This window comes from Bacillus sp. R86525, assembly GCF_042466195.1.
GTDB classification, from domain to species: Bacteria; Bacillota; Bacilli; order Bacillales; family Bacillaceae_G; genus Bacillus_A; species Bacillus_A nitratireducens.
Map to the genome: position 1 here is coordinate 66115 of NZ_JAXHPX010000001.1, position 23892 is coordinate 90006.

The following is a 23892-nucleotide window of genomic DNA, read 5'->3' on the forward strand; positions in this document are numbered from 1 at the left end:
AGCTCCTTTTTTGTAAAATCACAATATAGTTTTACATATCCCAAAAATCATCAGCTTTAATCCTTGGATCTAATTCACGTAGAACCTTTAATATCTTTTGCATGGTTTTCCTTGTTGGTGACCTATCAGGATTATTAGCTAAATCACCTACTGTATTTCTTCCGAGACCTGATTTCCTTATTAACCATTCTTGTTCTATTCCGTGTTTATCTAAATATTTCCCGAATTTTGTGCGTTTTTTTCCGAGTCCCCACACAACATTCACTCCTTTAGTTATCTGTTGTCTTCAGTAATGTCCTAGTTTCACTAAAAATAAACCCCTAAAAATGGTGAATATTGTACAAGCCATCCACAATATGATGTATCAAGGTTGCTACCAAAGTAGATATCAAACTTATTATCAAAGTAGCTATCAAAGTAAATAGCTTAATTACTATCAAGGTAACTAGCACTTGTACTATCAAAGTAGCTATCAAAGTAACACTACCAAGGTATTAAGTCGATAAACCTATATGTAATCAGTGTTTGAAATTCTGTTTATAAAGGAGAGATTTATATGTTAACTACATTCATTTCTTTAGGAGTATTAGGAGTAACTACAATTGGCGGGGCGATTTTAGAAAAGCATCTTGTAAAAAACGATTACGTTGCGGCAGCTAAATTTGTAAGTGATGGAATGTATCACGGAATGAGGATAGGTGGAGTTTGTTTCATTGGATATGTATTTATCAAAATCTTAATCATGTTCTAGGAGGGTGTGAAATGGGAATCATCAAAGAATGGATTCATAAACAAAGTTTGAAGAATCGACTTATAGAGGTATTCGGAAAAGCAGGTTTATATGTGGACCATCAAACACGAGGTGGGAAAGTGCCAATTTATCCGAAGATACATGATATTTCCTCCTCGAAAGAAAAGGTTCGATATATATTTACCATTCCAAATGGTTTGGATCCGAAAACTATTGAAAAGAAATGGTTTTGCTTTCAACAAATATTAGGACGCAACGTAGCCATTGAAGGTGATATTAAACGGTTTGTACTTAATGTATTCCATTCTGATGCAGGACTAAAGCAATACAATTACAACTATAAACAATGGCAGCCACTACTAAAACAACATCGTCTTCCTGTTGTGGTAGGTCGTGACCAATTCGGCAACATGATTGTGTATGACATGGTTGATTCGAATACACCGCATTTATTAATAGCAGGAGAGACAGGGAGCGGTAAAAGTAGTATGGTTCGCGTTGTTCTGTCCACACTCATTCAATACATGTCTCCAGATAAGTTGCATTTGTACTTAGGTGACCTAAAAAACTCTGAATTTCATTTCTTACGAAGAGTGAAACACGTAAAAGAGGTTTGCATGGAAGAAATCGAAATGAAAATAATGCTTCAAAAAGTGTGGAAGGAAATACGCGAACGTAGAAAACTAATGGAAGAGTATGAAGTGGATCACATCGATGAATACAACAGGTCGAATCCTGACAATCAGAAACCATATATATTACTCGCTATTGATGAAGTGGCCATGTTGCAGGATGAAAAGGAATGTATGAAAACAATCGAAAAAATATCAGCAGTTGCTAGGGCACTCGGTGTCTTTCTTATGCTCAGTATGCAACGTCCTGATGCAAAAGTGTTAGATGGTAAGTTAAAGCTCAATATGACAGTAAGAATGGGCTTTAAATGTGCAGATACAATTAACAGTAATATCATGGGTACACCTGGATCAGAACACTTGAAGCAGTCGGGCCAAATGATTTTAAAACTAAACGGATTAAAGAAAGTGCAAGCTCCATATTTAGAATTAAGCAAAGCGAAACAAATTGTTGAACCTTATCGCATTCCGAAAGAGGATATAACGCTTCAAAATCCTCCACAAAAAGATATTAAATTGTTTGGGGTGTTAGATTATGAAGAATAGAGATAAATCGATACTGGGCGATTTGAAACGCTTCAGGTGTATGTCTAGGGATGACATTATAGATTTACATTTTCCTGGAGTTAAAAACGCGGTTACTTGCTGTAACACGGTAATGAAACGATTAAGGAGAGATGGTCATGTGGATGCCAACATTTCGCAGCAACCATATATATATTTCCCTCAACCTAGTACACTTAGAAAAACCAGCCAGAAAATCCCCCACTTCCTCGGCATTGTAGACGTATATAAACAGCTTATCCATTATGAAAAACCGAAGCTATTCAAAGTAGAACCGAAATATGGAAAAGATTATATGGAACCTGATGCATTTACAATATGGCGCAGATCTCCATTCTTCATTGAAGTCCAAAAGTCAGTTTACAGTAAAAAGATTATGCAAGATAAGATAAACAGATATGAGCTGTATTTCCACAGTCAGGAATGGCATAACGAATCGTGGCAGCCAAAGGGATCTAAATTCTTTCCATCAATCCTCATCATTACAGATAAGCAATATGATATTAACTCTTCTAATTTACGTATCTTCCAAGCTTCCTCGATAAGTAATTTCATGGAGAGTCTTGCTACAAAAATATAGTAACTCTTCCCAACTAAACAGCACACCCAGTTTGACTGTAGAATCTAGGAAGAGTTACAAGGGGTAACAGACAATATTTATGTTATGCCTAAGAATTGCAACATAGAATAAAAGTCCCTAACCGGGGCTTTTTTATTTGCAGGAATTAATAAAACGCTATGGAATACTCTCACTAGGAGGTGTTGTGACGCTATGACGGACGAAATTGTTTATTCCGCTAGTGAAGTATACAAACGACTAGGAATAAGTGATAGCACCCTTAGAAAGTACATGGAAGTATTATTACGTGAGGGATTTTCTGTAAGGAAGGATAATCGCGGCAGACGCCAATACACAGAGCATGACGTTATGGTGATTGAGAAGTTAATTGAGCTTAGTAAGCATGACGGTATGACGCTAGAGAAAGCAGCGAAGATGATTGCACAGCAAATAGAAAAGGTTAATCCTGATCTGATCAAAGAAGAATCTGAGGAAACGAGTTTAATACCGTTCCACATTCAAGAACAGCTCCAGCAACAATACAGCGTTATGGCGCAAGAAATGAATCAGAGTATGTTAGCGATGGAAAAGCGATTGAGTGAACAGGCAAAGCAAAGTAACGAGGAAATCAAAGAGAGTATAGATCAGCATAATGAACGAGTGGAAAAACGATTAGAAGCGCGAGATGAGACGCTGATGAAAACGCTACGTGAGATGCAGGAAACGAAGAGATTGATGCAGGAATTCCGGGATGAAGTTGCTGCTGCGAAAGAGAAGAAAAAGCCGTGGTGGAAGTTCTGGTAAGAATAAGAAGGGGGACGTATAAAAATAGAGTTGTAGAAAAAGAAAGAGTGGATTCCTTGTAAGAATAGGGATCCGTTTTTTTCTTGCTATCAATAATGAGACGTTATGTCAATTTTACATGAATTCCATATACATCCAAAATTACACAACATATCGTTTCATTATAATGTTAAAATATAAAAAGAGGAGGTGTAAAATCATGAATAAACTTTTAGGTTTCTTGTTTGTTGCGGTTGGCATGTGCTTTCTCATGTTAACTTTGACAATGAAGGTTCAGAATATTGCATGGGCTGTAATGTTAGGAGTCAGCATTGTGTCTAATATAGCAGGGACAACTTTATTGTTCAGATGCATTAGTGAGTATAAGAAACAAGCATTTTAATTGTTTTTGCATTGTTGAAAAAAGCAAACTCCTCTCCATTCGGGGAGGAGTTTGCTCTAATATTAAAAATTAGCTTCCTATAAGGGGTACCGCCAGCATTTCGGAAAAAAACCACGCTAAGAGTATGCAAGGTTTTATACAATTTTTCGGATAATCCAGTAACAAATGAGAACCCTAAAACCCACGCCAGGATAGGAATGTATAAAAAAATGAATAGAGTCATAGAAAAATAAAAAGGCGGATCCCTACTCTTACAAGGAATTCACCTTTTTCTTGCTATTGATAATAATGCGTTATGTTAACTGGACTTGTATAGTATATTCACTTAAAAAACATTACCTATCCCAATCTAAGCGACTGTTTTTTTCACTTTTATTAATGACTCTATTCGGATTTTGATGTGATCTGAATAGGTTCTTTTTTTATTATTTTCGGATGTTTTAAGGGAAAATATGGATAAAACCTAATAAACACTATATGATAATAAACAGGAGGGGATAAAAATGCTAGATCAAATTACTTGGGGAACGCCGGCCAGCTTATTATGCTTAGGATTTTTCTTTGCAGGGTTGGGAATCTTCTTAAAAAGTATTACATCATATACGAAAAATAAATAAAATCTTTAAAAAAACACAAAATTTCCGTTTAGGAGATACTTTAAAATCTTAGATTGATGGGCAGGGGGACTACTCCTATATATCTTTTTGAATAACTGCTGATAACGATAATTATGTAAAGAAGCTAGTGATGGTTCTGGTAAGAACTTAACTACTTAAAACGATAAGCCCTACAAAAAGTAGGGCTTATTTTTTATCAGAAACTATGTCATTTAGGATGTTTTGCTCATGTGCATTCAATTTATTAGAAATGTAGTAATCTAATATTTCGTCAATAAGCTCATAATTTTTTATGTCTTTCATTGTGCAAATGGCCTTTATTTTATTAAGCGTTTCAGGTGATACTTTTATATTTTTCCTGTCTGCTGCTGACAATGAATTCTTTTTCTTTGTTGCAGGATTATCTTGAACAGGTGTCACAGTCACTAAGTATTTTTTATCCAAATTGACCACTCCTATTTAGTATTTTATCTTAAACTGTTAAAACTATTTTTGTGTTATATATAGAAAAAGTGGAAATATAGAAATATCCCTATTTCTAAATAGGGATATTTCTATATTTTTTACAACTCTGTTAAAAGCTTAAATTTCCTTTTCTGCTCAGGTGTTAGCTCGTTTTCTACATAACGATCTATAAGTAGGTCGATGATTTCATAATTGAATTTTGTGTTTGTAAGTTTCATTAATACTTCAAGTTCTTCTTTTGATTGATAAGAAATTTTAATACTTCCTTGCTGATTCTTAAATTTCTTTTTTGGTTCAGTTTTTTCGCTTCTTTTTTCTTTTCGACTCACTTGTTTTTCTTCGGTCTTAGGTTGAGAAGGAACATCTGCTACCTCATTATTTTCAACTGTAGCTTGCCCTTGTTCTGGTACATAAGGTTTAGTAGGTTCAAAGTTACTTTTCTTTCTACCTAATAAACCAGGAGTTTTCGCCATATTACACACCAACCTTCATTTTTTCAAACATATCAATACGAGATAACAATTCATCACTAATCGTTTCGTATAATTCGATTACATTCATATCATGTCGATCTTTTTCAGTAATACCATTCACATCAAATCTTTTAATACGTTCCATTTGAGGGACAATGTTTTTAAATAGGTTTTCTTCCCCGAAAATTTCACGAGCATTTTCCATGATATATTCGTCAACCTTGCCGTTGTTTTTTAGTAGGACAGGAAGAACACCAACTACTTCAATATCAAGATCATATAGTTCCTTTAACTTGATAAGTTCATTAATGTAATTTTCTGCACCAGTAAGAGAACGTTCTTGTGTTTGTAGAGCAATGAGAACATAATCAGAAGCTACAACTGCGTTCTTCGTAACTTCTAGTGACATTGGAGGAACGTCGATAAATATGTAGTCATATTTATGTTTTATTTTTTCTAGCAATCCTTTAAAGTAATGATCTTCTTCAGCTTCCGAAGAACAATTTTTATAAAGGAATTTTGCGAAGTCCTGAAAATCAACGTAAGAAGGAAGTAAATATAAGTTCTCCATAATTTCTACTTCTAAGCCTTCTAAACTGCCCTCTTGTATTCCCTTCATTAATGTTTTCTCAACAGTAACGATTTCATCAGGATTAAGAATTGATTTTGTTAACATGAGGGATTTTGTTGCATTACTTTGTGGATCAAGGTCAACAAGTAATGTGCGCTTTCCCTTTTTAGCAAATTCATAAGAGTTCAATACAGCATTTGTGGTCTTACCAACGCCACCTTTGTAATTACCTACCGTAATTGTAATAGCCATTTTTAACACTCCAGTTATAGTTTTTGAAATTTCCCTATATCCCTTTATAGAAATAGGGAAAAATAGAAATAGGGAAATAGGGATATTTCTAACTATAGAAATAGGGATATTTCTATATCTTTAAAGAAATTATAACAATGATATTTGGGTTATGCAATAGAATCATAGAGTTAGTAATTAATAACAAAAACGTTGGTATCAAAAGATTCTTTTGATGTATGAAGTAGAGAGAGTTAAGAAATAAATATGTAATTTTGTAGAGAAGTTAGTAAAGGGAAAAATAACGAAAATAGGGAAATATAGATATAGGGAAAAGGGGAAATATCCCTATATCTATAAGTGGAAATAGGGAAATAGGGAAATAGGGATATTATTCGGAAAGTGCGTAAATTCGCTGTTTACAAAGGATAAAGCTTGTTGTAACGTAGTACACAACAAGCAACATTCTACAAAACAAAACATAATTTGATATTTTACATAAACGAAGATCCATAGAACAATTGAATATGAACAAAAAACAAAAAGCCACTCCCATATGCTATCGGCTACCAACCTATAGCGGGAATGACTTTTCTAGCTAGTGTACCACCACTTGGCTAGAAATGAACTGTATTAACCCACAGTGTTTACGTTTAAGAAGTGTACCACCACTAACCTTAAACAACTATGCCTTTTCACGAGGCTTCTTTGATATACCCATTTTATCTATTGTTTGGATAAATATCAACTAGTAAATACTAGTTTTGATTATTTTATATTCCAAAAGATATATAACGGGCATCTCTAATCCTAGAAGTCTTGTAAATGTACAGGTCATTTAGGAATTGGAGATGTCCTTTTTTGTTTTTTGTTCGCGTGGAATTGCCTGATACCACGTAAATAAAAACTGATAAGCCGTGATTCCGTGCTTCTATATAGAGGGAACGTGTTACGGCGTGGCTAGCTGTTGGTCGTGCAGGGGGTACAGAGTATACGCCCACAAAAACAGCACCCCTCATTGGAATCCTGTTCTTCTAGTGAGGGAGGGCGAGAACTTGCCCAGGGACGATTCTCTAAAAGGTTCGGGAGGTTATCGTTAGCATTACGGTGTTAGGGAGTGCATTCAGTTTGTCGTGTAGGGACGATATTACAAGGACAAGCCATAGAAAAAGGATGCATGCGGTGAAGATCGCTGAGTGAACAGGGTCTATACATACGGATACCTTATAAGTGACCGCATGGCGAAAACAAGACGCTTATCCATCTATTTTGATCGATTACTTTTTTGTAGTCTTTCAAAGTAGGGGATAAATCTGCCTTCCAGCCGTATTCCATAATCGTTCCCACATGATAAAAACCTTTAAGACCTTCTGTCAAGTTTAATTACGAAGAAACGATGAAAAACTTGGGATTGTTTAAGACCTGGGGGAGCTACCCGCTAAGATAGAGGACTAAATAAGGGATTTACTACTTACTTGGTTAGAGGATAAGGAGACAGATGGTAGAATAGGCCTTATTGTTGGATTTGGTTTTACAAATTGGATATAGTACGTGAAATTTTAGTATAATATAGTTTATTGTTTTAATAATGAATTGGAGATTACATATGTGGGAATTTGCAAGAGAGAATCCAGGTACATTTTTATTAATTGTGGTAGCTACTCTTTTAATGTTCGATAGTATTCTAGGGAATATTTTAAAGATGTTTTATAATTAAGAGGAATGGATTGTACATAATAAAATAAGCGTTCATCTTTTATTTTTACTATATCGTATAATGTAATAAAACGTTATTTTATGGAGGTCTAAAAAATGTTGGATGCAGAAATTATAAGGTTATTAAAATCTAAAGGTATCGATCCTAAGAACTTATCAAGTAATGATATTAAGACATTATTAGAAATGAATATAAAACAAGAGTTTGGGAGTAAAGTTTTTAAGACCTTTCTAGAAGAAAGTAATGTAACTTTTAAAATACTAATAGATGGCTTGACTAAACTTTTTGAGCAATCTAAATTTGCAAGTGTTCAGTATTTAAATACGTTAGATTGGCTTATAAAGGATATTCAAGAGCAAATTAACAAGGCCCCCACTTTAGAAGAAAAAAGGGATGGACAAAAAAGGTTAGATAAGTTTCTAAATGATTATGTAAAAGAAGTGGAAAATAATAGGCAGTACGGAAAGACATTGGCTGTTGTTGCTGGTGGGGTGGCGACTGTGTGTGTTGGCGCGGGAATTTTTATGGTGACACGTAATAGTACTGTTTTGACAAAAGGAACTAAATTGATTGCAAAAGCTGCTTTGCGAAAATGGTAATTATTTTATTCTTCTTATAAGTTCTTATTTTTAAGGACGAGATATTATAAAGAAAAGACACTCATATATGAGTGTCTTTTCTGATAGTTTTTTTAGCAGAAGCAAGCCGCTCCAACGATGATTAATAAAATAAACAATACAACTAATAAAGCAAATCCTCCAGCAAAACCGCAGCCTTCGCCGCAAGTACCACCATATCCCATAACAATAGTGCCTCCTTTGGATTAGAGGGGAAAACTAGGGTTTATTCCATAGTTTTTAATAGGTCCACTTTACCTTATGTATTATTTAAGACTTATCGTGTACCACCTAGAAATCATAAGTGCTACAGAGAACTTTTATTGATTAGATAACTTTCAAATTCTGCTGGTCCACTATGCCATTTAAACGTTTGTTTGTAATTTTCTGTGGTAATTAACTCTTCGAGCTCTTCTTTTTCAGCCTTTGAACACCCGACCAAATGAACTATCACAGCTTCGTCACATATAAGTAAAGATTCTTTTACGGCAAATTCATGTTTAAAAAGCTCATTATTAAAAAATCCCCTAATAGTTTTCGTACTAATGTATTTTTTGTAATCTGCTTCAAAATAATTACCTACACAATCAGCTATAGCATTTACGCCATCTTCGAGCGTAAGTATAGTTTTTCTGTATTCTTCATATTTATCTTCAGTATATAAACAATAGTCATTACAAAAGAATACATCGTCATATTTTAGTTTCCTCAGTTGTTCATGAGGTAATTCAAATACGATACTAAAGTTCGAATTATGTTTATATGCTCTACCTAATAAGAAATATATATAATTATCTCTACCAATTTTTATGTCTTTATCTAATGTACCCCCAAGAGCTGCTTCATAACATTCATTTAATGCCCTTAATACTTTCAATGATTTTAAAGTCCCGCTAGAAAGGATTTCTTGAAGCCGTTCAATTGATTTTTTGTTATCTGTCCGATCAAGTGCATGAAAGTAAGACATCTTCGAAAACTTTTCTCTTAAGATAGGCGCCTTTTTGTATTTGTAATTTTCATAGTTTCCTTTTACTTCTTCTATATTCGGCATCTCGACCATTCTAATCACTCCTAAAGAAAATTAAATACTAACTCATTATAACTTTATTAATATAGATAAGTTAAAATTTCTCTTTTTATTAATAATGATTTTGTCACATAGAGAAAAGACACTTCCCTCAAAGTGCCTTCCCCTACTTAATCTACATAAGACTTCTCTTACAGCACAAATATATCTAGGTTCCCACCCAATTCCATTTTACTACAACTGTTTATATAGTTTTATTAATTTAATGTAAATTAATAAAGAAAAGACACCCTAAGATGCCTTCCTCCGACTTGAACCACTTTAATTTTAATAATATGTATTGGGCATTAAGTAAACACGTTCTATAAGGGGTCACCATATCATTACGGGAAAATTGTACGTTTAGACACATTTTAGACACAAATAAACCAATTCCCTGTGCGTTAAGGAATTGGTTTATTTTTCTTCATTACTATAGCTAATATAATTGGATTTTAAAAAATAATTCGCAAATTATAAGTTGTTTTTTAGCCGATTTTTCCTACGCTAAGGAACTATTAGCAGAAGCAATGATAAATATCTAATTTGGATGTTTTTGCCCATCGCCTCGAAATGGGGGATTAAGCCTGGTTAATTAAAAAATAATACGTTGTGTCAAAAAGTACACTTTATGACATAGCTGAAAAACTAGAATTTTCCGTTTCAAAAATACAACTTAATAACATTTGAAACGTGTCAATGCAATTGTACATATTTTGAAATGTATATTTTAAAAAAATAACCTTAAAACCCTTATTTATACAAAGGAATTTTCACGATATGTTTTTCTTATTCCCCCATTTCGAGGGAATAAAAAAATACCCATAAAGGGTTCCTTGAATCTAATGCACATGTGGGTCCTATTGTATATATATTCCACATTTGTTCCTTTTTATTAGCATTTGTAACATTTTTTTATATTTTATATGGAAACTCTTTCTTATTATCTCTTCGCCAAAAAGAGTTTGGCATGTACATAATGTTAGGATCAAAAAAGCATAAAGTTACCTTACTTATGTTTATCGAAACAATCGTATTAGGTGCCGCATCTCTTGTAATCGGAATTGTAGTTGGTGTAGGACTTGCAGAGGGTATCGGTCAGTTATTAATGAAACAGATGGAATTTTTTGGCGAAGGATATAAAGCATTGTATATTCCATCTATGACTGTTACTTGCATCTTCTTCTTTGCATTATTTGTACTATCAGCAAGTATGAATAGTATTAAATTGTCACGTATTTCTGTATTACAACTTGTACATGCAGATGCACAAACAGAGCATGTCGCGTAACAGGAAAAATGGCAGCTGTAGTTGCATTATTGGATATTCAACTTCGCAAAAAACGAAATCATCAAGCAGCATATTTTGGTTGTAAAGTCGATATATTTGCTAGAAGATTTCTCGGCTTCAACAGAAAAAACGCAGGAGTTTACACTCCTACGTTTTTTTACTCATATCGTAAACATTCAATTGGATCAAGTTTTGCAGCTTTGTTAGCTGGTAGTAAACCAAATGCAATACCGATTAGCATTGAAATGCCTACTGCAAGAAGTCCAAGTTCTGTTGAGACAACGAGAGGCCATCCGGCAAAGATTGAGACGATCCAAGCGAAGAAAATACCGAGCATGAATCCGATGAAACCACCTAGTCCAGTCAAAATACAAGATTCAATTAAGAATTGTGTTAATACTTTGCCGCGTGTTGCACCAAGTGCTTTACGAATACCGATCTCACGTGTACGTTCTGTTACGGATACAAGCATAATATTCATCACACCAATACCACCAACAAGTAAGGAGATAGCAGCAATACCACCGAATACCATTTTCATCATACCTATTGATTCGTCTAATTGCTTCGTAAATTCACCCATATCTTGAGCTTTAAATTTATGCTCAAATTTAGGAGCTTTCATCTCGTTCAAAATAGAAACAGCTTGTTTTTCTACACTTTTACGTTCTGTTGGTGAAGTTAGTGTTAATTTTACAGAGTCATACTCAGTTACTCCTGAAATGACAGGAGCATTTTCAAGTGATGTATAACCTGCTGACATAGCCATTCCGGAATCATTTTTTGCTTCATAAACACCGACTACTTTATACGGTTTTCCTTTTATGTCTGTATATAGATTTGGTTCCCAACCATTAAATAATTTGTTAAAAGTTTCTTCATTTAAAATAACAGCAGAGATTGCTTGTTTTAGTTCACTATCGTTTAATTCCCGACCGTGAACTAATTTTATTTTCGCATCTGTCATAAAGGCGACTGTTCCACCTTTTAGATTAAGAGAGACATCTTTTGAACCAGAAGATGCTTTTACTTTCATACTCACATCTGGATCAACATCTTTAACGCCTGGCACAGTTTGAAGACGTTTGAGCATATCAGCTGTGATTTTGGCACTATCTGTTCCATAATCGGGGTTGTTATAGTAAATCGTTACTTCAGTATCTTTTCCTTGCCCTAATTCTTTTTTAAACTTTGCGTTTGTACCATCACCCATTGAAATGATGGTAATGATGGCGCTAATACTGATAATAATTCCTAGCATCGTTAAGATAGAACGCATTTTATGAGCAAAGATAGAGGAAAGGGCTATGCGTATAGTTTCACTCGTGTTCAAAATTAACCTCTCCAATCTTGGACGATATTTCCGTCACGAATTACAATTTGGCGGGCAGCCCCTTCACCGATTTCACGATCGTGGGTAATCATAATGATTGTTGAGCCTTGCTTGTTTAATTCATAAAAGAGGTCCATAATTTGTGTACTTGTTTTCGTATCAAGTGCACCTGTCGGTTCATCGGCTAAAATGAATTTCGGGTTATTTACGATTGCACGAGCAACCGCAACACGCTGTTTTTGTCCACCTGATAATTCATTTGGCAGATGAGTAGCACGATCAGCTAAACTTACTTTTGTTAAAGCAGCTAATGAGCGCTCACGTCTTTCTTTTTTATCGACTCCAGCGTAAATAAGAGCTAATTCAACATTTTGTAGTGCTGTAAGTCTTGGTAGTAACATAAAGTTTTGGAATACAAATCCGATCTCTTTATTACGAACACGTGCAAGTTCTGTTTCAGACATGTTTGAAATGTTTTGCCCTGCTAACTCATACGTACCTGTCGTTGGTTTATCTAAGCAACCGATAATATTCATTAAAGTTGATTTACCAGAACCAGATGGTCCCATAATGGAAGTGAATTCTCCTTGATTCAGTGTTACGTCAATTCCGTGTAAAATTTGCACGGACTCTGCACCGTTTCCGAAGGATTTCGTGATGCTTTTTAAGTTAATCACTGGGCGACAACCTCCATACCATCTTTTAAGTCTTTTTCAGGTTTAGAGATAATTTCTTCTCCTTTTTTCAAGCCAGCAACTTTTGCTTCGCTATCTGTTTCGAATTCAACAGTAACCGCTTGTTCTTTTGCTTTACCGTCTTTTACAACGAAGACAACATTTTTGTCACCCTTTTTCACGATGCTGCTTTTCGGAACAATTGTACCAGTTGCTTCGCCTGATTTACTTGTCACGTAAACGTGGAATCCGTTTTGTAATTCTTCACTATTGTCTAATGTGACAGTGAACTGGTAGTTAGAAACTGTTTTGTTTTCGTCCATGCTCTTTAATGGTGTAGAACCAATTTCTGTTACTTTTCCTGTCCAAGTCTTACCAGCGACAGTTTTTGATGAAACCGTTACTTCTTGCCCAACTTTCATGCTCGCAAGCTCATATTCAGAAAGTTGACCTTTTACTTTAAATGGACCAGCGTGACGAAGTGTGATGCCGCTCATACCAGTTTTTTCATCAGCAGTTTTTACGATATCATCAATTACGCCATCGGCAGGACTTGTTACAGTAAGATTATTTACTTTCTCTTTTGCTGCTTTAATCATTTCGTCTGCTTTTTCTACTTCAAACTTTTTCATTTCAAGTTGCGACTCTAATTGTTGCACTTCGATTTCCGATGCTTTTAATGCTTCCTGAGGAAGACCAGCATTTTTATCTTTTTGTAATTTTTGTTTCGCTGCATCAAGTTGTTTTTGATACAATGTTACTTCTTTTTGTGCGATTTTCTTTTGCATTTCTGCTTCCGTTACACCTTGTTTAGCAGTAGGGGCATTATATTTAAACAGAAGCTGATCTTTTTTCACTTCATCGCCTTTTTTAACAGCTGATTCATACGTACCTTTTGTTGGATCGAATGAAATTGTTTCAATTCCATTTGGAATAACTTCGCCGCCAAATTTTTGTGCATTTTCAATTTGTTTTTCTATAACTTTATAACCGCTATATTCCATTGCTACTTCCGAACCGCCGCCAGCAAATGCAAAATATGATCCAGCTGCAATTCCAATTGCTACTACACTAGTAATTAACACTTTATTTTTCTTCTTCATCTATTTATCACCTTTTCAATGAGATTGTCACTATGTATCCACCTGAAAGCTACAAAGAAAATTTTCTTTTTTAATTTCTTCACTCTCCTCATCGCTTTCAATACATACATGATAAACTATGAAAATTAGGAAACACCCCGTAAAATTCTTAAGAATTCTTAAGTTTTATAAAAAAAGCTTATGGAACCTATAATTCCATAAGCCATTCTATTTAATTGGATGTTCAACAATAAAGGACATCCAGTCGTCTTTATATTCTGCATGTATATTACCATGATGAAGCTCAACAATTCTTTTTGAGATAGCAAGTCCCAGTCCATTTCCTTGATCATCTTTTCTTGCCTTATCTCCCCTGAAAAACCTTTCAAACAATTTATTTGGATCGCTAACAGGTGGCTTCTCGACTTTATTTGATACTTTTAAAATTGCTTTGTTACCTATTAGTTCAAGACATATTGATAATTCGGATGGTTTCATGCTGTACTTTATCGCATTCATAAACAGGTTTTCATAAACACGTACCATTTTTTCTACATCCATGAAAATAGGTATTGTTTCTTCCGTTATTGATTTTTGAACGATTAAACCTTCCTTTTCAAATATAGGTATGTATTCTCCAACTATTTGCTCCAACAAACCTGATAAATCAACTTCATTAAGGTTTAACTTAACATCGAGGTCTGATAAACGGGTATATTCAAACAGTTCATCAATTAGATATTTCAGTCTCTGTGATTTTAAATAAGTGGTTTCGAGGTATTCCTGTAATTGTGTTTTACTGTCGTATTGCCCTCTTTTTAATAAATCTACATATCCGATAATAGATGTCAACGGTGTGCGTAAGTCATGAGATACGTTGGTAATGAGTTCATTTTTTGTACGTTCTAATCGTCTTTCCTGTTCAAATGTATTCTCCAATTCCTTGGACATATAATTAATATTTTGAGCAAGTTGGGTCAATTCGTCCCTACTTTCTATTCTGATTGTTAAACCAAGTTTTCCATTAGCAATATGGTGAACGCTCTCGGTAATAAGTTTCAAATATAATAATTTTTTCCGCACCATTAACAAAAATACTGCAATAAAGATAAAGATTATGATTGAAAACAAAATTAGCGTATAAATATAACCTGTAACTAGAGTAACTTCGGGCAGATAATTTTTCACGGATAGATGATAAAGCAATTTACTGAAGAGAAATATCGCACCAAGTGAAACAAAAAAACTAATTGCTACCGCAATAAGAATTTTTGCAACTAACTTATTTCTAAGTTTAAACATCCTCATATTTTATATCCTACTCCCCATACTGTTTTAATGTAGATGGGATGTTTGGAATCTTCTTCTATTTTATCTCTAATTTTTGTAATGTGTACCATTACATTATTATCCGATTTGTAAAAATTCTCCTTCCAAACAGCTTCATATATTTTTTCAATGCTTAAGACCATCCCTTTGTTACGAGCAAGAAGTTCAAGTATATCGAATTCTTTAGGAGTAAGCCTGGTTTCCTTTCCCCTTACCCATACTTGACGTGCATCTGTATTCAAGGTCAAATCACCAATTTCAATAATATTTTTATTCTTCTTCGTTTCAGTATTATATTTTGTATATCTTCTTAATTGAGATTTTACTCTAGCAATTAATTCTAATGGGTTAAACGGTTTTGACAAATAATCATCGGCACCAGAAGTAAGCCCCTGAATTTTATCCATATCTTCGGATTTTGCAGAAAGCATGATAATGGGAATAGTTCGTTCTTCCCTAATCTTCATACATGCTTCAATTCCATCCATGTTAGGCATCATAATATCCAAAATAATGAGATCAAATTCTTTTTCTTCCAACTGTTTTAAGGCCTCAATAGCATCTTCAACCTTTTGAGTTTGCAAACCTTCATTTTCCAAATAAACAGAAATAAGATTTCTGATTTCTTTATCATCATCAACAATCATAATTTTAGCTTCCATATTATTCTCCCTTATTTTTTGGTGTTGAACAGCTAAAAACAAAAGCAGGTGGTACGTTTCTAAGCTCCCATTTCTCATCTATTGTATCAAAAAACTGATTAAGGAACTTCTTTTTAAATTTTGTATATTGAAAAGTAATAAATGCCCCATCTTTCTTTAAAATTTTTGTGGTAGTTAATAAAATTTCATCTGAAACATTTTGGGGCAAACTAGTAAAAGGAATACCAGAAACAATATAGTCTGCATAAGGAATAGAGAAGTTTTTTAGATACTTGTCGATATTTTCCGCAGACCCCCATACAATGAATAAATTTTTCTCTTTTTTAAATTTTTCTTTCAACATTAAATAAAACTCTCTATTATTTTCCACTAGCATAAGAGTGGTATTCGAATTTCGTTTTTTTAGTAATTTCTCAGTGAATACACCCGTACCTGGCCCATATTCAATAATATATTTAGCGTTCTCAAAATTAATGTTTTCCATCATTTTTTCTGCAAGAAACTTTGAACTTGGAAGTACTGCACCGACGTTTCTTGGATTAGTTATATATTGAGATAAAAAAGACAAATGCTTCATATTTAATCACTCCAATAGATTAACTTTACAACCATAGTTTAAAATCCAAACATGAAGAAACTGGAGTGAAAATCCTTAAGAATCCTTAAGATTTAAAAAAACTGTTAAAATTGGTTTGTCCTAAGGACAAAATACTACCCTTAAATGGACATATCATTACAAATTATCCTAATAGGCCTTTTATCATAGGTTTTCCAAACGTCAAATATAGAGCGACAGGGAAAAAGGTGTCCAGAAAACTGTATGTTTCTGTACATGTTAATATTGAACAAAAAATTATAGGGTTTCTCCTTTTTTTGTGTTCAAAAACCTTGTAAACTTATCTATGTTCAAATAAATATATAAAATTAAGTTATTGAACAAAAGGAGGAAAAAGAAATGAAGGTTGGATATGTTCGAGTATCTACAAGTGATCAAAATTTAGATTTACAAATTGATGCTTTGAAATCTTATGGATGCGATAAAATATTTCAAGATAAATTGAGTGGGGTTAAAGATAAAAGACCAGGATTAGAAGAAGCGCTTCAATATGTACGCCCTGGTGATTCTTTGGTAGTTTGGCGATTGGATCGCTTAGGTCGTACTATGCGACATCTTATTCAGATTGTTAATGAATTGAATGAACGAGGGATTAGTTTTTACAGTGTTCATGAAAATATTACAATGGATCGTTCAAGCGCTACTGGTCAACTTATGTTTCATTTATTTGCTTCTTTTGCGGAATTTGAACGTAACTTGATTCGTGAACGAACGGAAGCTGGTAGAGTTGCTGCACGGGCAAGAGGCCGATTTGGGGGTAGACCAGAAAAATTAAAAGACAAGGAAATAGAAATGATACAAACCCTTGTCGCTAATAAAACTCCTATTAAAGATATAGCTCAAATGCTAGAGGTTTCTCGTACTACGGTTTATCGTTATTTAAATAAATAGGGGGAACTAATATGGTAACAAGGGAACTTCTCACTTCATCACAAAGGGCGTATTTTTATGAAATTCCTGAATACATAGATCAACGAGAGGTATTGCGTTATTACACAATATCTGATGAAGAATTAAAGATTATAAATAAACAGCGTGGAGCCGCTAATAGATTAGGATTTGCCATCCAAATTGCATACTTACGTTTTCCAGGGAGACCACTATCTGCAAATGAAAAAGTTCCGGATTTTATTGTACATACGATTGCTAAACAATTAGGAATTTCACCTTCTGCTATACAACATTACGCACGTGATCGTGATACAACTCGTCGTGAACATCTTATTAAAATTAGAAGTACATTTGGATTTCGAACATTTACTGTAAAAGAATATCGGGAATTAGCACGTTGGCTTTTACCTATGGCAATGAAAACAGATCAAGGACATCTTTTAGTAGAGGCTCTTATTATAGAAATGAGAAAAAGAAAAATCATTCTACCAGCCATATATGCAATTGAACATTTAGCATGGGCTGTACGTGAACGAGCACATAGAAGGATTTTTAAACAATTAACAAAGGGCCTTACTCGTTCTCAATGTAAACAACTCGATAGGATATTAAGCGTAGGAGAAGGATATAAATATTCGTATATATCATGGCTTCGACAACCTCCCGGTGTCATTTCGGTTAAAAATTTTCATAAGATTATGGATCGAATAGAGTTTATCCAAAAATTAAATTTACCTTTAGATAATGGAAGAGAAGTACATCAAAATAGATTGCTACAGATGGCACGTGAAGGATCACGTTATTCCAATCAACATTTATCCAGGTTTCATGAGCTCAAACGACATGCAACTCTTATGGCCTTTCTCATTCATATATATGCTTTTTTAACAGATCAAGGAATAGAGATGCTTGAGAAACTAATGGGTAGAATGTTTAATCGTGGAGAAAAGAAACATAAGGAACATTTTCAAAAGGATGGAAAAGCGATTAATGAAAAGGTTCGTTTATACGCAAAAGTTGGAAAAGCTTTAATTGAAGCAAAAGAATTAGAACAAGATCCTTTTGAATCTTTACAATCTATTATTTCATGGGAACAATTTGTAAAATCAGTACAACAGGCAGAAGAATTAGCTAGACCAGCAGAATTTGATTATTTAGAACTACTAGATAATCACTATGGCCATTTTCGGAAGTTTGCACCCAGATTATTAAGAACTTATGTATTTAAGGCATCTAAGGCAAGTAATACTTTATTTCAGGCTTTAGAGATGTTAAAAGAAATAAACCAAACAGGAAAACGAAAAATTCCTGAAACAGCCCCAATGGATTTTCTTAAGTCGAAATGGTTCAAACATGTGATTAAAGATAATGGTATTGATCGTCATTACTATGAGTTCGGTGTCTTTTCGGAATTATGTAATCACCTCCGTGCTGGGGATATGTGGGTTGTAGGAAGTAAACAATATAAGGATTTTGAAGAGTATCTATTACCACAAGAAAAATGGTATGAATTGAAGAATAAAAAACAAGTTCCCTTAACAATTTCAACAAATATCGATCAATATTTACAGGAACGATTTCAGTTAATGGAAGAACAACTCTCTAAGGTAAATCATTTAATTCAAAATCAGTTATTGCCAGATGTTGAAATCTATGCAGATAAAATACAAATTGCCTCTTTAAAGAAAATGATTCCAGATGAGGTCGAAGATCTAACTAGACTTATTTATAGTGTATTACCGCGTATTAAATTAACAGAACTATTGGTAGAAGTAGATAGCTGGACACATTTTAGCAAACATTTTGTTCATCTTCATACCCAAACTGAACCGAAGGATAAATCCGTATTGTTCGCAGCTATTTTGGCTGATGGTATTAATCTAGGTCTCTCTAAAATGGCAGATGCTTGCCCGAATATATCTTATACACAATTAGCTTGGATATCTGATTGGTATATAAGGGATGAAAATTACTCCAAATCTCTTGGAACAATCACTGATTTTCAGCATAAATACCCGTTCTCTTCTCATTGGGGAGATGGCTCGACTTCATCTTCTGATGGACAATTCTTTAGAGCCGGCGGTCAGTCTAGTCCGTTAGCGCAAGTAAATGCAAAACATGGTAGAGATCCAGGATTAAGTTTTTATACACATATCTCAGATCAATACGCCCCATTTTATGTACAAGTTATTAGTTCTTCAGAAGAAGCGCCACATATTATTGATGGCCTTCTATATCATGAAACAGATTTAAAAATTGAAGAACATTATACGGATGCAGCAGGCTTTGTAGATCATGTTTTTGCCATGTGTCATATGTTAGGATTTCGATTTGCTCCTAGAATCAAAACGTTTAGTAAAAATAAAATTTATACTTTTGAAAAGCCCGTAAATCATCCACATCTAGAATTCATGATTGGTGGAACAATTCATACAAAGAAAATAAGAGAAAATTGGGATGACTTATTACGATTAACTAGCTCTGTTCGTAATGGAACCGTCACAGCTTCTCTTATTCTCAAAAAGCTTGCGGCCTATCCACGACAGAATAGCTTATCTGTAACTTTGCGTGAAATAGGTAGGATTGAAAGAACTTTATATACGTTAGAATGGTTGCAGAGTCCTGATCTAAGAAGACGTGTACAGGTTGGTTTAAACAAAGGTGAAGCAAAACATGCTCTTGCTCGAGCTGTATTTTTTAACCGATTAGGAGAAATTCGTGATCGTTCTTATGAGGACCAATTGCATAGAGCGAGCGGTTTGCAACTTCTTATTTCAGCAATTGTATTATGGAATACGGTATATATCTCACGTGCAGTAGATGCTTTACGTGCAAAAGGAGTAAGCATTCCAGAAGAATATTTACAACATATATCTCCACTTGGTTGGGAACATATCACGTTGACAGGTGATTATGTTTGGAACTTAAACCAAAAAACAAATTTCAATAATCTAAGACCATTACGAGAGAAAAACTCTATAAAAAAGCGGTAAATGTGATTTTAAAATAAAGTCGTACCGTTTTGAAAAAAGTTTTATCTATAGGTGCAGGTTAGTTTAAGAAGGATTTGAAATATATATGCTATAATTCTGTTAATATTAATTCTATTCTGGAAATTGAGAGGTAACTATATGCCAAATTCACAAGAACTTTTAATGCTTGATATTTCATACTATGAAACCTTTTCTAAACGAATTGATACCTCGTGGGGATCGTTATTTTATAATGAAAACCAACCAAATTATTATGACTCAAATCACGCACATATTATTGATGAGTGTTTACATCCACAGTCAGTTATAGACGAGGTTATTAGCTATTATCAGTCTAAAAAAATCATACCAAGGTTTTATATCTATAATTTAGAGAGCCAACAAAATCTAATTACTGAATTAAAAGCAAGGAATTTTAGATATGAAGAACTCGTTAGTCCTGTTCAATTGTGGAATAACCGAGTGATTGAAATTCAGAATAATAAGAGAGTTACAATTGAAAAAGTAACTAAAGAAAATTATCAAGAAGCTTTAGATATAGAGAGTAGTATTAAAGAGTTTGGAGGAAAGGAGTCAATTGAAAAAGTTTATAAAGAACAATTTAATCATTCTTCCTTCACACATTATCTTCTTCGGTTCGACGGGATAGCTTGTTCAACTGCCTGTATTTTTGAAGATGGGGAACAAGCTCGAATGGAAAGTGTAGCTACAATTGAAGAATTCAGAGGTAAAGGCTTAATAGGTGAAGTTATTCAATTTATACAAAAAGAAGTAATAACTAGAGGAATAAAAAAGCTTTGGGTTTTTCCAATAAATGAATCAGTAGAAAAAGTATATCAAAAGTATGGATTTCAAACAGTAAAAAAATTAACAAACGGACACGCTTCTTTAAGTGGAAAAAGTATTAGGGAAGTTCGAGAATAACCCTTATTGAACTAACGGGTGCGTTTGTGGAATAAGCTTCAATAAAATAATCAAACTCTATTTTATAGGTACAGTAAAATAAATAACCAGTTCCTTAACGTACAGGGAACTGGTTAAAATGTGTTCAAATTGTGTCCAAATTGTGTCTAAACGTACAATTTTCCCGAAATGATATGGTGACCCCATGCCCATCAACTTAAGAATTTTCACTACCCCTAAGTACAAAAAACATATTTCTTTCTAATGTCTATTCAAAAAAACGAATCATTTTTCAAAATAGATTCGTTTTTTTATCGTACAATATAAGTTTGTAAAGTATTTTTGATCGAACTTTTTTATAAAGATTCACAAATAATCCATACAAAAATTTTAGCTACATGGTTCTTCCAGTTTTTTTAGCTTATTCTCCACTCTAATAATCATACTGATTATTAGTAATAGCATAGATCCCATAATTAAAAGTATTGCAGTGGAAGGGTTATTTAAAAATAGGCTGATAATACTTCCTAGTATAATAATTATAAATCCATTTTGTATCATGATTTCAGCACTATACCTATTTCCAGCTTCCCAAAGTTTCATGTTTTTCATAGACCTAGTTGTTCGATAGCCATATATTGCATTAATATCTGTTGGTGGTCTTTTTTTCAATAGCAATGAAATTGATATAAAGATAATGCCAATTAACAGACTTACTCCTATATTCACAAGACTGTATATCATTTTAATCATCTCCATAAAATGTTATTATAAACTAATTATACCATTTCGGGTGTTTTGTGGCGACATTTTTACATTTATACAATTACTATCTGTGGCTTTAAAATAAAATTACGACGTGTAAAAAAAGATACGATGTTTGTTACTTTGCTTCTTTCAATTAAAGAATTCCAAGGGATTTTTAATCAAACTTTTTATAAAAGGGGAAAGTTCCTCCCAAAAGAGAGGAATCCATTTTGATTAATCTTTTTTTAGTCCCATGCCCATAAAATTAAGAAATTTTAATACTCTTAAGTACCAAAAAACGTTATTCTTTCTAAACAAGCTAGATTAGAAAGGATGACGTTTTCTTATGAATCTCTCGATTCAAGATGATCTACAACCATTTGCGAAAGAATTACAGCGATATGTTAAACCTGTATTTTTAGAAGAACTTGCACGAGAAATCGGATTTATAAAGCGACAACGTAAGTTTTCCGGCTCAGATTTAGCTAATATTTGTATTTGGATTAGTCAACGAGTGGCAAGTGATCCCTTAGTCCGATTATGTAGTAGGCTTCATGCAGCTACTGGTACTTTACTCAGCCCTGAGGGCTTAAATAAACGTTTAAATGATAAAGCAGTTCTGTTTTTAAAACATATTTTTTCTTTACTGTTACAACAAAAAGTATGCGAACAAACACAAATTTCTAACCATCTCTTCTCTTATTTTGGGCGAATTCGCATCCTAGATGCTACCGTATTTCAGGTGCCCAATGCTTTAGAGAATGTATATCCAGGCTCTGGAGGATGTGCCCAAACAGCCGGAATCAAAATTCAATTAGAATATGATCTACACAGTGGAGAGTTTCTTAATTTTCAAGTTGGACCAGGAAAAAATAATGACAAAACATTTGGTACGGAGTGTTTAGATACCTTACGACCGGGAGATTTATGCATTCGTGATTTGGGTTATTTTTCATTGGAAGACTTAGATCAAATGGATCAACGAGGTACATACTATATTTCTCGTTTAAAATTAAATACGAATGTATATGTGAAAAATCCAAACCCAGAATACTTTAAAAATGGTGCAATTAAGAAACAATTGGAATACATACAGATTGATGTGAAACAGATTTTGAAACAACTACAGCCTGGAGAAACATTTGAATTAAAACATGCTTATATTGGTGATAAACAACAACTGTTTGCACGCGTTATTTTTAATCGATTAACAGAAGAACAACTTCAAAAACGACGATCGAAAATCGCGAAAAAAGAAAAATCCCAAAATAGAACATACTCAGAAAAAAGTAAAATGGTAGCGGGATTAAACGTATACGTGACGAATACACCTTGGGAATGGGTTCCAATGGAACAGGTACATGAGCTATATACTTTACGTTGGCAAATAGAAGTTGTCTTTAAAACGTGGAAATCACTCTTCAAAATAGACCATTATCGTAATGTAAAACAGGAACGATTAGAGTGCCAATTATATGGAAAGTTGATTGCTATTTTCTTGTGCTCTTCTACTATGTTTAAAATGCGCCAACTTCTTTTGCAAAAGAGGAAAAAAGAATTAAGCGAATATAAAGCGATTGGGATGATCCAAGATCATTTATCACTGTTGTATCAAGCGATACAGAAAGACACCCAGGAAATAACAAAGATTCTAATCCGCCTATTCCACCTACTACAGAAAAACGGGCGGAAATCTCACAGATATGAGAAGAAAACAGTCTTTGATATTATGGGTGTCGTCTATGAGTATAGTGGATTTAAAAAACAAAAGAAAGCTGCATAATTTTTGAAATTTGGTTAATTGAGGTTTATTTGGCATGCTCATTTTTAAGGATAAAAAGTATTTTAAGAGTTTTTTAGTTTACTTGAACGAAAGTTCATTTTTTTTCGTTCTTAAGTTGATGGGCATGTATGGTGACCCC

General features: G+C 33.7%; 23 protein-coding genes and 1 pseudogene. 11 read left to right on the forward strand and 13 right to left on the reverse strand.

The window, feature by feature from the left end; translation table 11 throughout:
• Positions 1 to 31: 31 nt before the first annotated feature.
• Positions 32 to 256 carry a helix-turn-helix domain-containing protein gene (locus SJY24_RS00435; RefSeq protein WP_000264499.1) on the reverse strand — a complete coding sequence of 75 codons (225 nt, stop codon included), beginning with the start codon at positions 254 to 256 and terminating at the stop codon, positions 32 to 34.
• 300 nt (positions 257 to 556) lie between these two features.
• Between SJY24_RS00435 and SJY24_RS00440 the strand changes: the two genes are divergently transcribed.
• The 5 genes from SJY24_RS00440 (at position 557) to SJY24_RS00460 (ending at position 3692) form a co-directional block, all read left to right on the forward strand.
• Positions 557 to 751, forward strand: a complete 195-nt coding sequence (locus SJY24_RS00440) for a hypothetical protein (RefSeq protein ID WP_377863340.1) — start codon at positions 557 to 559, stop codon at positions 749 to 751.
• 11 nt (positions 752 to 762) lie between these two features.
• The gene (locus SJY24_RS00445) at positions 763 to 1929 is read left to right on the forward strand and encodes an FtsK/SpoIIIE domain-containing protein (protein WP_377863341.1); all 1167 of its coding nucleotides are present in this window, start codon (positions 763 to 765) and stop codon (positions 1927 to 1929) included.
• Positions 1919 to 2527, forward strand: coding sequence for a replication-relaxation family protein (locus SJY24_RS00450; RefSeq protein WP_377863342.1), 609 nt, complete (start codon positions 1919 to 1921; stop codon positions 2525 to 2527). Before SJY24_RS00445 ends, SJY24_RS00450 begins: the two co-directional genes overlap by 11 nt.
• Positions 2528 to 2719: 192 nt before the next feature.
• Positions 2720 to 3310 carry a DUF3967 domain-containing protein gene (locus SJY24_RS00455; RefSeq protein WP_377863343.1) on the forward strand — a complete coding sequence of 197 codons (591 nt, stop codon included), beginning with the start codon at positions 2720 to 2722 and terminating at the stop codon, positions 3308 to 3310.
• A gap of 199 nt (positions 3311 to 3509) precedes the next feature.
• Positions 3510 to 3692, forward strand: a complete 183-nt coding sequence (locus SJY24_RS00460) for a hypothetical protein (protein WP_377863344.1) — start codon at positions 3510 to 3512, stop codon at positions 3690 to 3692.
• Positions 3693 to 4495: 803 nt separating this feature from the next.
• On the opposite strand, the gene SJY24_RS00465 is transcribed toward SJY24_RS00460, so the two are convergent.
• The 3 genes from SJY24_RS00465 to SJY24_RS00475 all read right to left on the reverse strand — a co-directional run bounded on the left by SJY24_RS00465 (position 4496) and on the right by SJY24_RS00475 (position 6070).
• Positions 4496 to 4753 carry a hypothetical protein gene (locus SJY24_RS00465; RefSeq protein WP_377863345.1) on the reverse strand — a complete coding sequence of 86 codons (258 nt, stop codon included), beginning with the start codon at positions 4751 to 4753 and terminating at the stop codon, positions 4496 to 4498.
• Between the two features lie 119 nt (positions 4754 to 4872).
• On the reverse strand, positions 4873 to 5247 hold the full coding sequence (locus SJY24_RS00470) for a hypothetical protein (protein WP_377863346.1): 375 nt from the start codon (positions 5245 to 5247) through the stop codon (positions 4873 to 4875).
• A gap of 1 nt (position 5248) precedes the next feature.
• A complete protein-coding gene (locus SJY24_RS00475) occupies positions 5249 to 6070 on the reverse strand; it encodes a ParA family protein (RefSeq protein ID WP_033728841.1) in 822 nt (273 codons plus the stop codon).
• 1791 nt (positions 6071 to 7861) lie between these two features.
• Here SJY24_RS00475 and SJY24_RS00480 point away from each other — a divergent pair.
• Positions 7862 to 8365, forward strand: a complete 504-nt coding sequence (locus SJY24_RS00480; protein WP_377863347.1) for a hypothetical protein — start codon at positions 7862 to 7864, stop codon at positions 8363 to 8365.
• Between the two features lie 92 nt (positions 8366 to 8457).
• On the opposite strand, the gene SJY24_RS00485 is transcribed toward SJY24_RS00480, so the two are convergent.
• On the reverse strand, positions 8458 to 8568 hold the full coding sequence (locus SJY24_RS00485; protein WP_166705074.1) for a YjcZ family sporulation protein: 111 nt from the start codon (positions 8566 to 8568) through the stop codon (positions 8458 to 8460).
• 122 nt (positions 8569 to 8690) lie between these two features.
• Positions 8691 to 9443, reverse strand: a complete 753-nt coding sequence (locus tag SJY24_RS00490) for a hypothetical protein (RefSeq protein WP_377863348.1) — start codon at positions 9441 to 9443, stop codon at positions 8691 to 8693.
• Positions 9444 to 10272: 829 nt separating this feature from the next.
• Between SJY24_RS00490 and SJY24_RS00495 the strand changes: the two are divergent.
• A pseudogene (locus tag SJY24_RS00495) lies at positions 10273 to 10784 on the forward strand (FtsX-like permease family protein); the annotation flags it as partial.
• 113 nt (positions 10785 to 10897) lie between these two features.
• On the opposite strand, the gene SJY24_RS00500 reads toward SJY24_RS00495, so the two are convergent.
• The 6 genes from SJY24_RS00500 to SJY24_RS00525 form a co-directional block, all read right to left on the reverse strand.
• Positions 10898 to 12019, reverse strand: a complete 1122-nt coding sequence (locus tag SJY24_RS00500; protein WP_415750072.1) for an ABC transporter permease — start codon at positions 12017 to 12019, stop codon at positions 10898 to 10900.
• Positions 12020 to 12075: 56 nt separating this feature from the next.
• Positions 12076 to 12750, reverse strand: a complete 675-nt coding sequence (locus SJY24_RS00505) for an ABC transporter ATP-binding protein (RefSeq protein WP_377863349.1) — start codon at positions 12748 to 12750, stop codon at positions 12076 to 12078.
• Entirely contained in the window at positions 12747 to 13850 is a 1104-nt protein-coding gene (locus SJY24_RS00510) for an efflux RND transporter periplasmic adaptor subunit (protein ID WP_377863350.1), read from the reverse strand. Before SJY24_RS00510 ends, SJY24_RS00505 begins: the two co-directional genes overlap by 4 nt.
• Before the next feature lie 207 nt (positions 13851 to 14057).
• Entirely contained in the window at positions 14058 to 15137 is a 1080-nt protein-coding gene (locus SJY24_RS00515; RefSeq protein ID WP_269482218.1) for a HAMP domain-containing sensor histidine kinase, read from the reverse strand.
• Positions 15134 to 15820 (reverse strand): response regulator transcription factor, encoded by a 687-nt coding sequence (locus tag SJY24_RS00520; protein WP_377863351.1) that lies wholly within the window; start codon positions 15818 to 15820, stop codon positions 15134 to 15136. Before SJY24_RS00520 ends, SJY24_RS00515 begins: the two co-directional genes overlap by 4 nt.
• A 1-nt stretch (position 15821) precedes the next feature.
• The gene (locus SJY24_RS00525) at positions 15822 to 16397 is read right to left on the reverse strand and encodes a class I SAM-dependent methyltransferase (protein ID WP_377863352.1); all 576 of its coding nucleotides are present in this window, start codon (positions 16395 to 16397) and stop codon (positions 15822 to 15824) included.
• A 378-nt stretch (positions 16398 to 16775) separates the two neighbouring features.
• Here SJY24_RS00525 and SJY24_RS00530 point away from each other — a divergent pair, with 378 nt between their 5' ends.
• From SJY24_RS00530 to SJY24_RS00540, 3 genes are all read left to right on the forward strand, one after another.
• On the forward strand, positions 16776 to 17327 hold the full coding sequence (locus tag SJY24_RS00530) for a recombinase family protein (RefSeq protein WP_377863353.1): 552 nt from the start codon (positions 16776 to 16778) through the stop codon (positions 17325 to 17327).
• Positions 17328 to 17338: 11 nt separating this feature from the next.
• The gene (locus SJY24_RS00535) at positions 17339 to 20320 is read left to right on the forward strand and encodes a Tn3 family transposase (protein WP_377863354.1); all 2982 of its coding nucleotides are present in this window, start codon (positions 17339 to 17341) and stop codon (positions 20318 to 20320) included.
• 138 nt (positions 20321 to 20458) lie between these two features.
• Positions 20459 to 21244 (forward strand): GNAT family N-acetyltransferase, encoded by a 786-nt coding sequence (locus SJY24_RS00540; RefSeq protein WP_377863355.1) that lies wholly within the window; start codon positions 20459 to 20461, stop codon positions 21242 to 21244.
• A 369-nt stretch (positions 21245 to 21613) separates the two neighbouring features.
• Here the strand turns inward: SJY24_RS00540 and SJY24_RS00545 are convergent, their stop codons facing one another.
• On the reverse strand, positions 21614 to 21967 hold the full coding sequence (locus SJY24_RS00545; protein ID WP_377863356.1) for an SdpI family protein: 354 nt from the start codon (positions 21965 to 21967) through the stop codon (positions 21614 to 21616).
• Positions 21968 to 22316: 349 nt separating this feature from the next.
• Here SJY24_RS00545 and SJY24_RS00550 point away from each other — a divergent pair, with 349 nt between their 5' ends.
• Positions 22317 to 23753: an IS4 family transposase gene (locus SJY24_RS00550; protein ID WP_377863357.1), complete on the forward strand. Its 1437-nt coding sequence runs from the start codon at positions 22317 to 22319 to the stop codon at positions 23751 to 23753.
• Positions 23754 to 23892: the final 139 nt, after the last annotated feature.

Coding starts and splice junctions, on each gene's coding strand:
- SJY24_RS00450 (WP_377863342.1), top strand. CDS start 1,919: ATGAAGAATAGAGATAAATCGATACTGGGCGATTTGAAACGCTTCAGG.
- SJY24_RS00515 (WP_269482218.1), bottom strand. CDS start 15,137: ATGAGGATGTTTAAACTTAGAAATAAGTTAGTTGCAAAAATTCTTATT.
- SJY24_RS00550 (WP_377863357.1), top strand. CDS start 22,317: ATGAATCTCTCGATTCAAGATGATCTACAACCATTTGCGAAAGAATTA.
- SJY24_RS00545 (WP_377863356.1), bottom strand. CDS start 21,967: ATGATATACAGTCTTGTGAATATAGGAGTAAGTCTGTTAATTGGCATT.
- SJY24_RS00520 (WP_377863351.1), bottom strand. CDS start 15,820: ATGGAAGCTAAAATTATGATTGTTGATGATGATAAAGAAATCAGAAAT.
- SJY24_RS00535 (WP_377863354.1), top strand. CDS start 17,339: ATGGTAACAAGGGAACTTCTCACTTCATCACAAAGGGCGTATTTTTAT.
- SJY24_RS00470 (WP_377863346.1), bottom strand. CDS start 5,247: ATGGCGAAAACTCCTGGTTTATTAGGTAGAAAGAAAAGTAACTTTGAA.
- SJY24_RS00490 (WP_377863348.1), bottom strand. CDS start 9,443: ATGGTCGAGATGCCGAATATAGAAGAAGTAAAAGGAAACTATGAAAAT.
- SJY24_RS00510 (WP_377863350.1), bottom strand. CDS start 13,850: ATGAAGAAGAAAAATAAAGTGTTAATTACTAGTGTAGTAGCAATTGGA.
- SJY24_RS00480 (WP_377863347.1), top strand. CDS start 7,862: ATGTTGGATGCAGAAATTATAAGGTTATTAAAATCTAAAGGTATCGAT.
- SJY24_RS00475 (WP_033728841.1), bottom strand. CDS start 6,070: ATGGCTATTACAATTACGGTAGGTAATTACAAAGGTGGCGTTGGTAAG.
- SJY24_RS00485 (WP_166705074.1), bottom strand. CDS start 8,568: ATGGGATATGGTGGTACTTGCGGCGAAGGCTGCGGTTTTGCTGGAGGA.
- SJY24_RS00460 (WP_377863344.1), top strand. CDS start 3,510: ATGAATAAACTTTTAGGTTTCTTGTTTGTTGCGGTTGGCATGTGCTTT.
- SJY24_RS00525 (WP_377863352.1), bottom strand. CDS start 16,397: ATGAAGCATTTGTCTTTTTTATCTCAATATATAACTAATCCAAGAAAC.
- SJY24_RS00540 (WP_377863355.1), top strand. CDS start 20,459: ATGCCAAATTCACAAGAACTTTTAATGCTTGATATTTCATACTATGAA.
- SJY24_RS00445 (WP_377863341.1), top strand. CDS start 763: ATGGGAATCATCAAAGAATGGATTCATAAACAAAGTTTGAAGAATCGA.
- SJY24_RS00440 (WP_377863340.1), top strand. CDS start 557: ATGTTAACTACATTCATTTCTTTAGGAGTATTAGGAGTAACTACAATT.
- SJY24_RS00455 (WP_377863343.1), top strand. CDS start 2,720: ATGACGGACGAAATTGTTTATTCCGCTAGTGAAGTATACAAACGACTA.
- SJY24_RS00530 (WP_377863353.1), top strand. CDS start 16,776: ATGAAGGTTGGATATGTTCGAGTATCTACAAGTGATCAAAATTTAGAT.
- SJY24_RS00500 (WP_415750072.1), bottom strand. CDS start 12,019: ATGCGTTCTATCTTAACGATGCTAGGAATTATTATCAGTATTAGCGCC.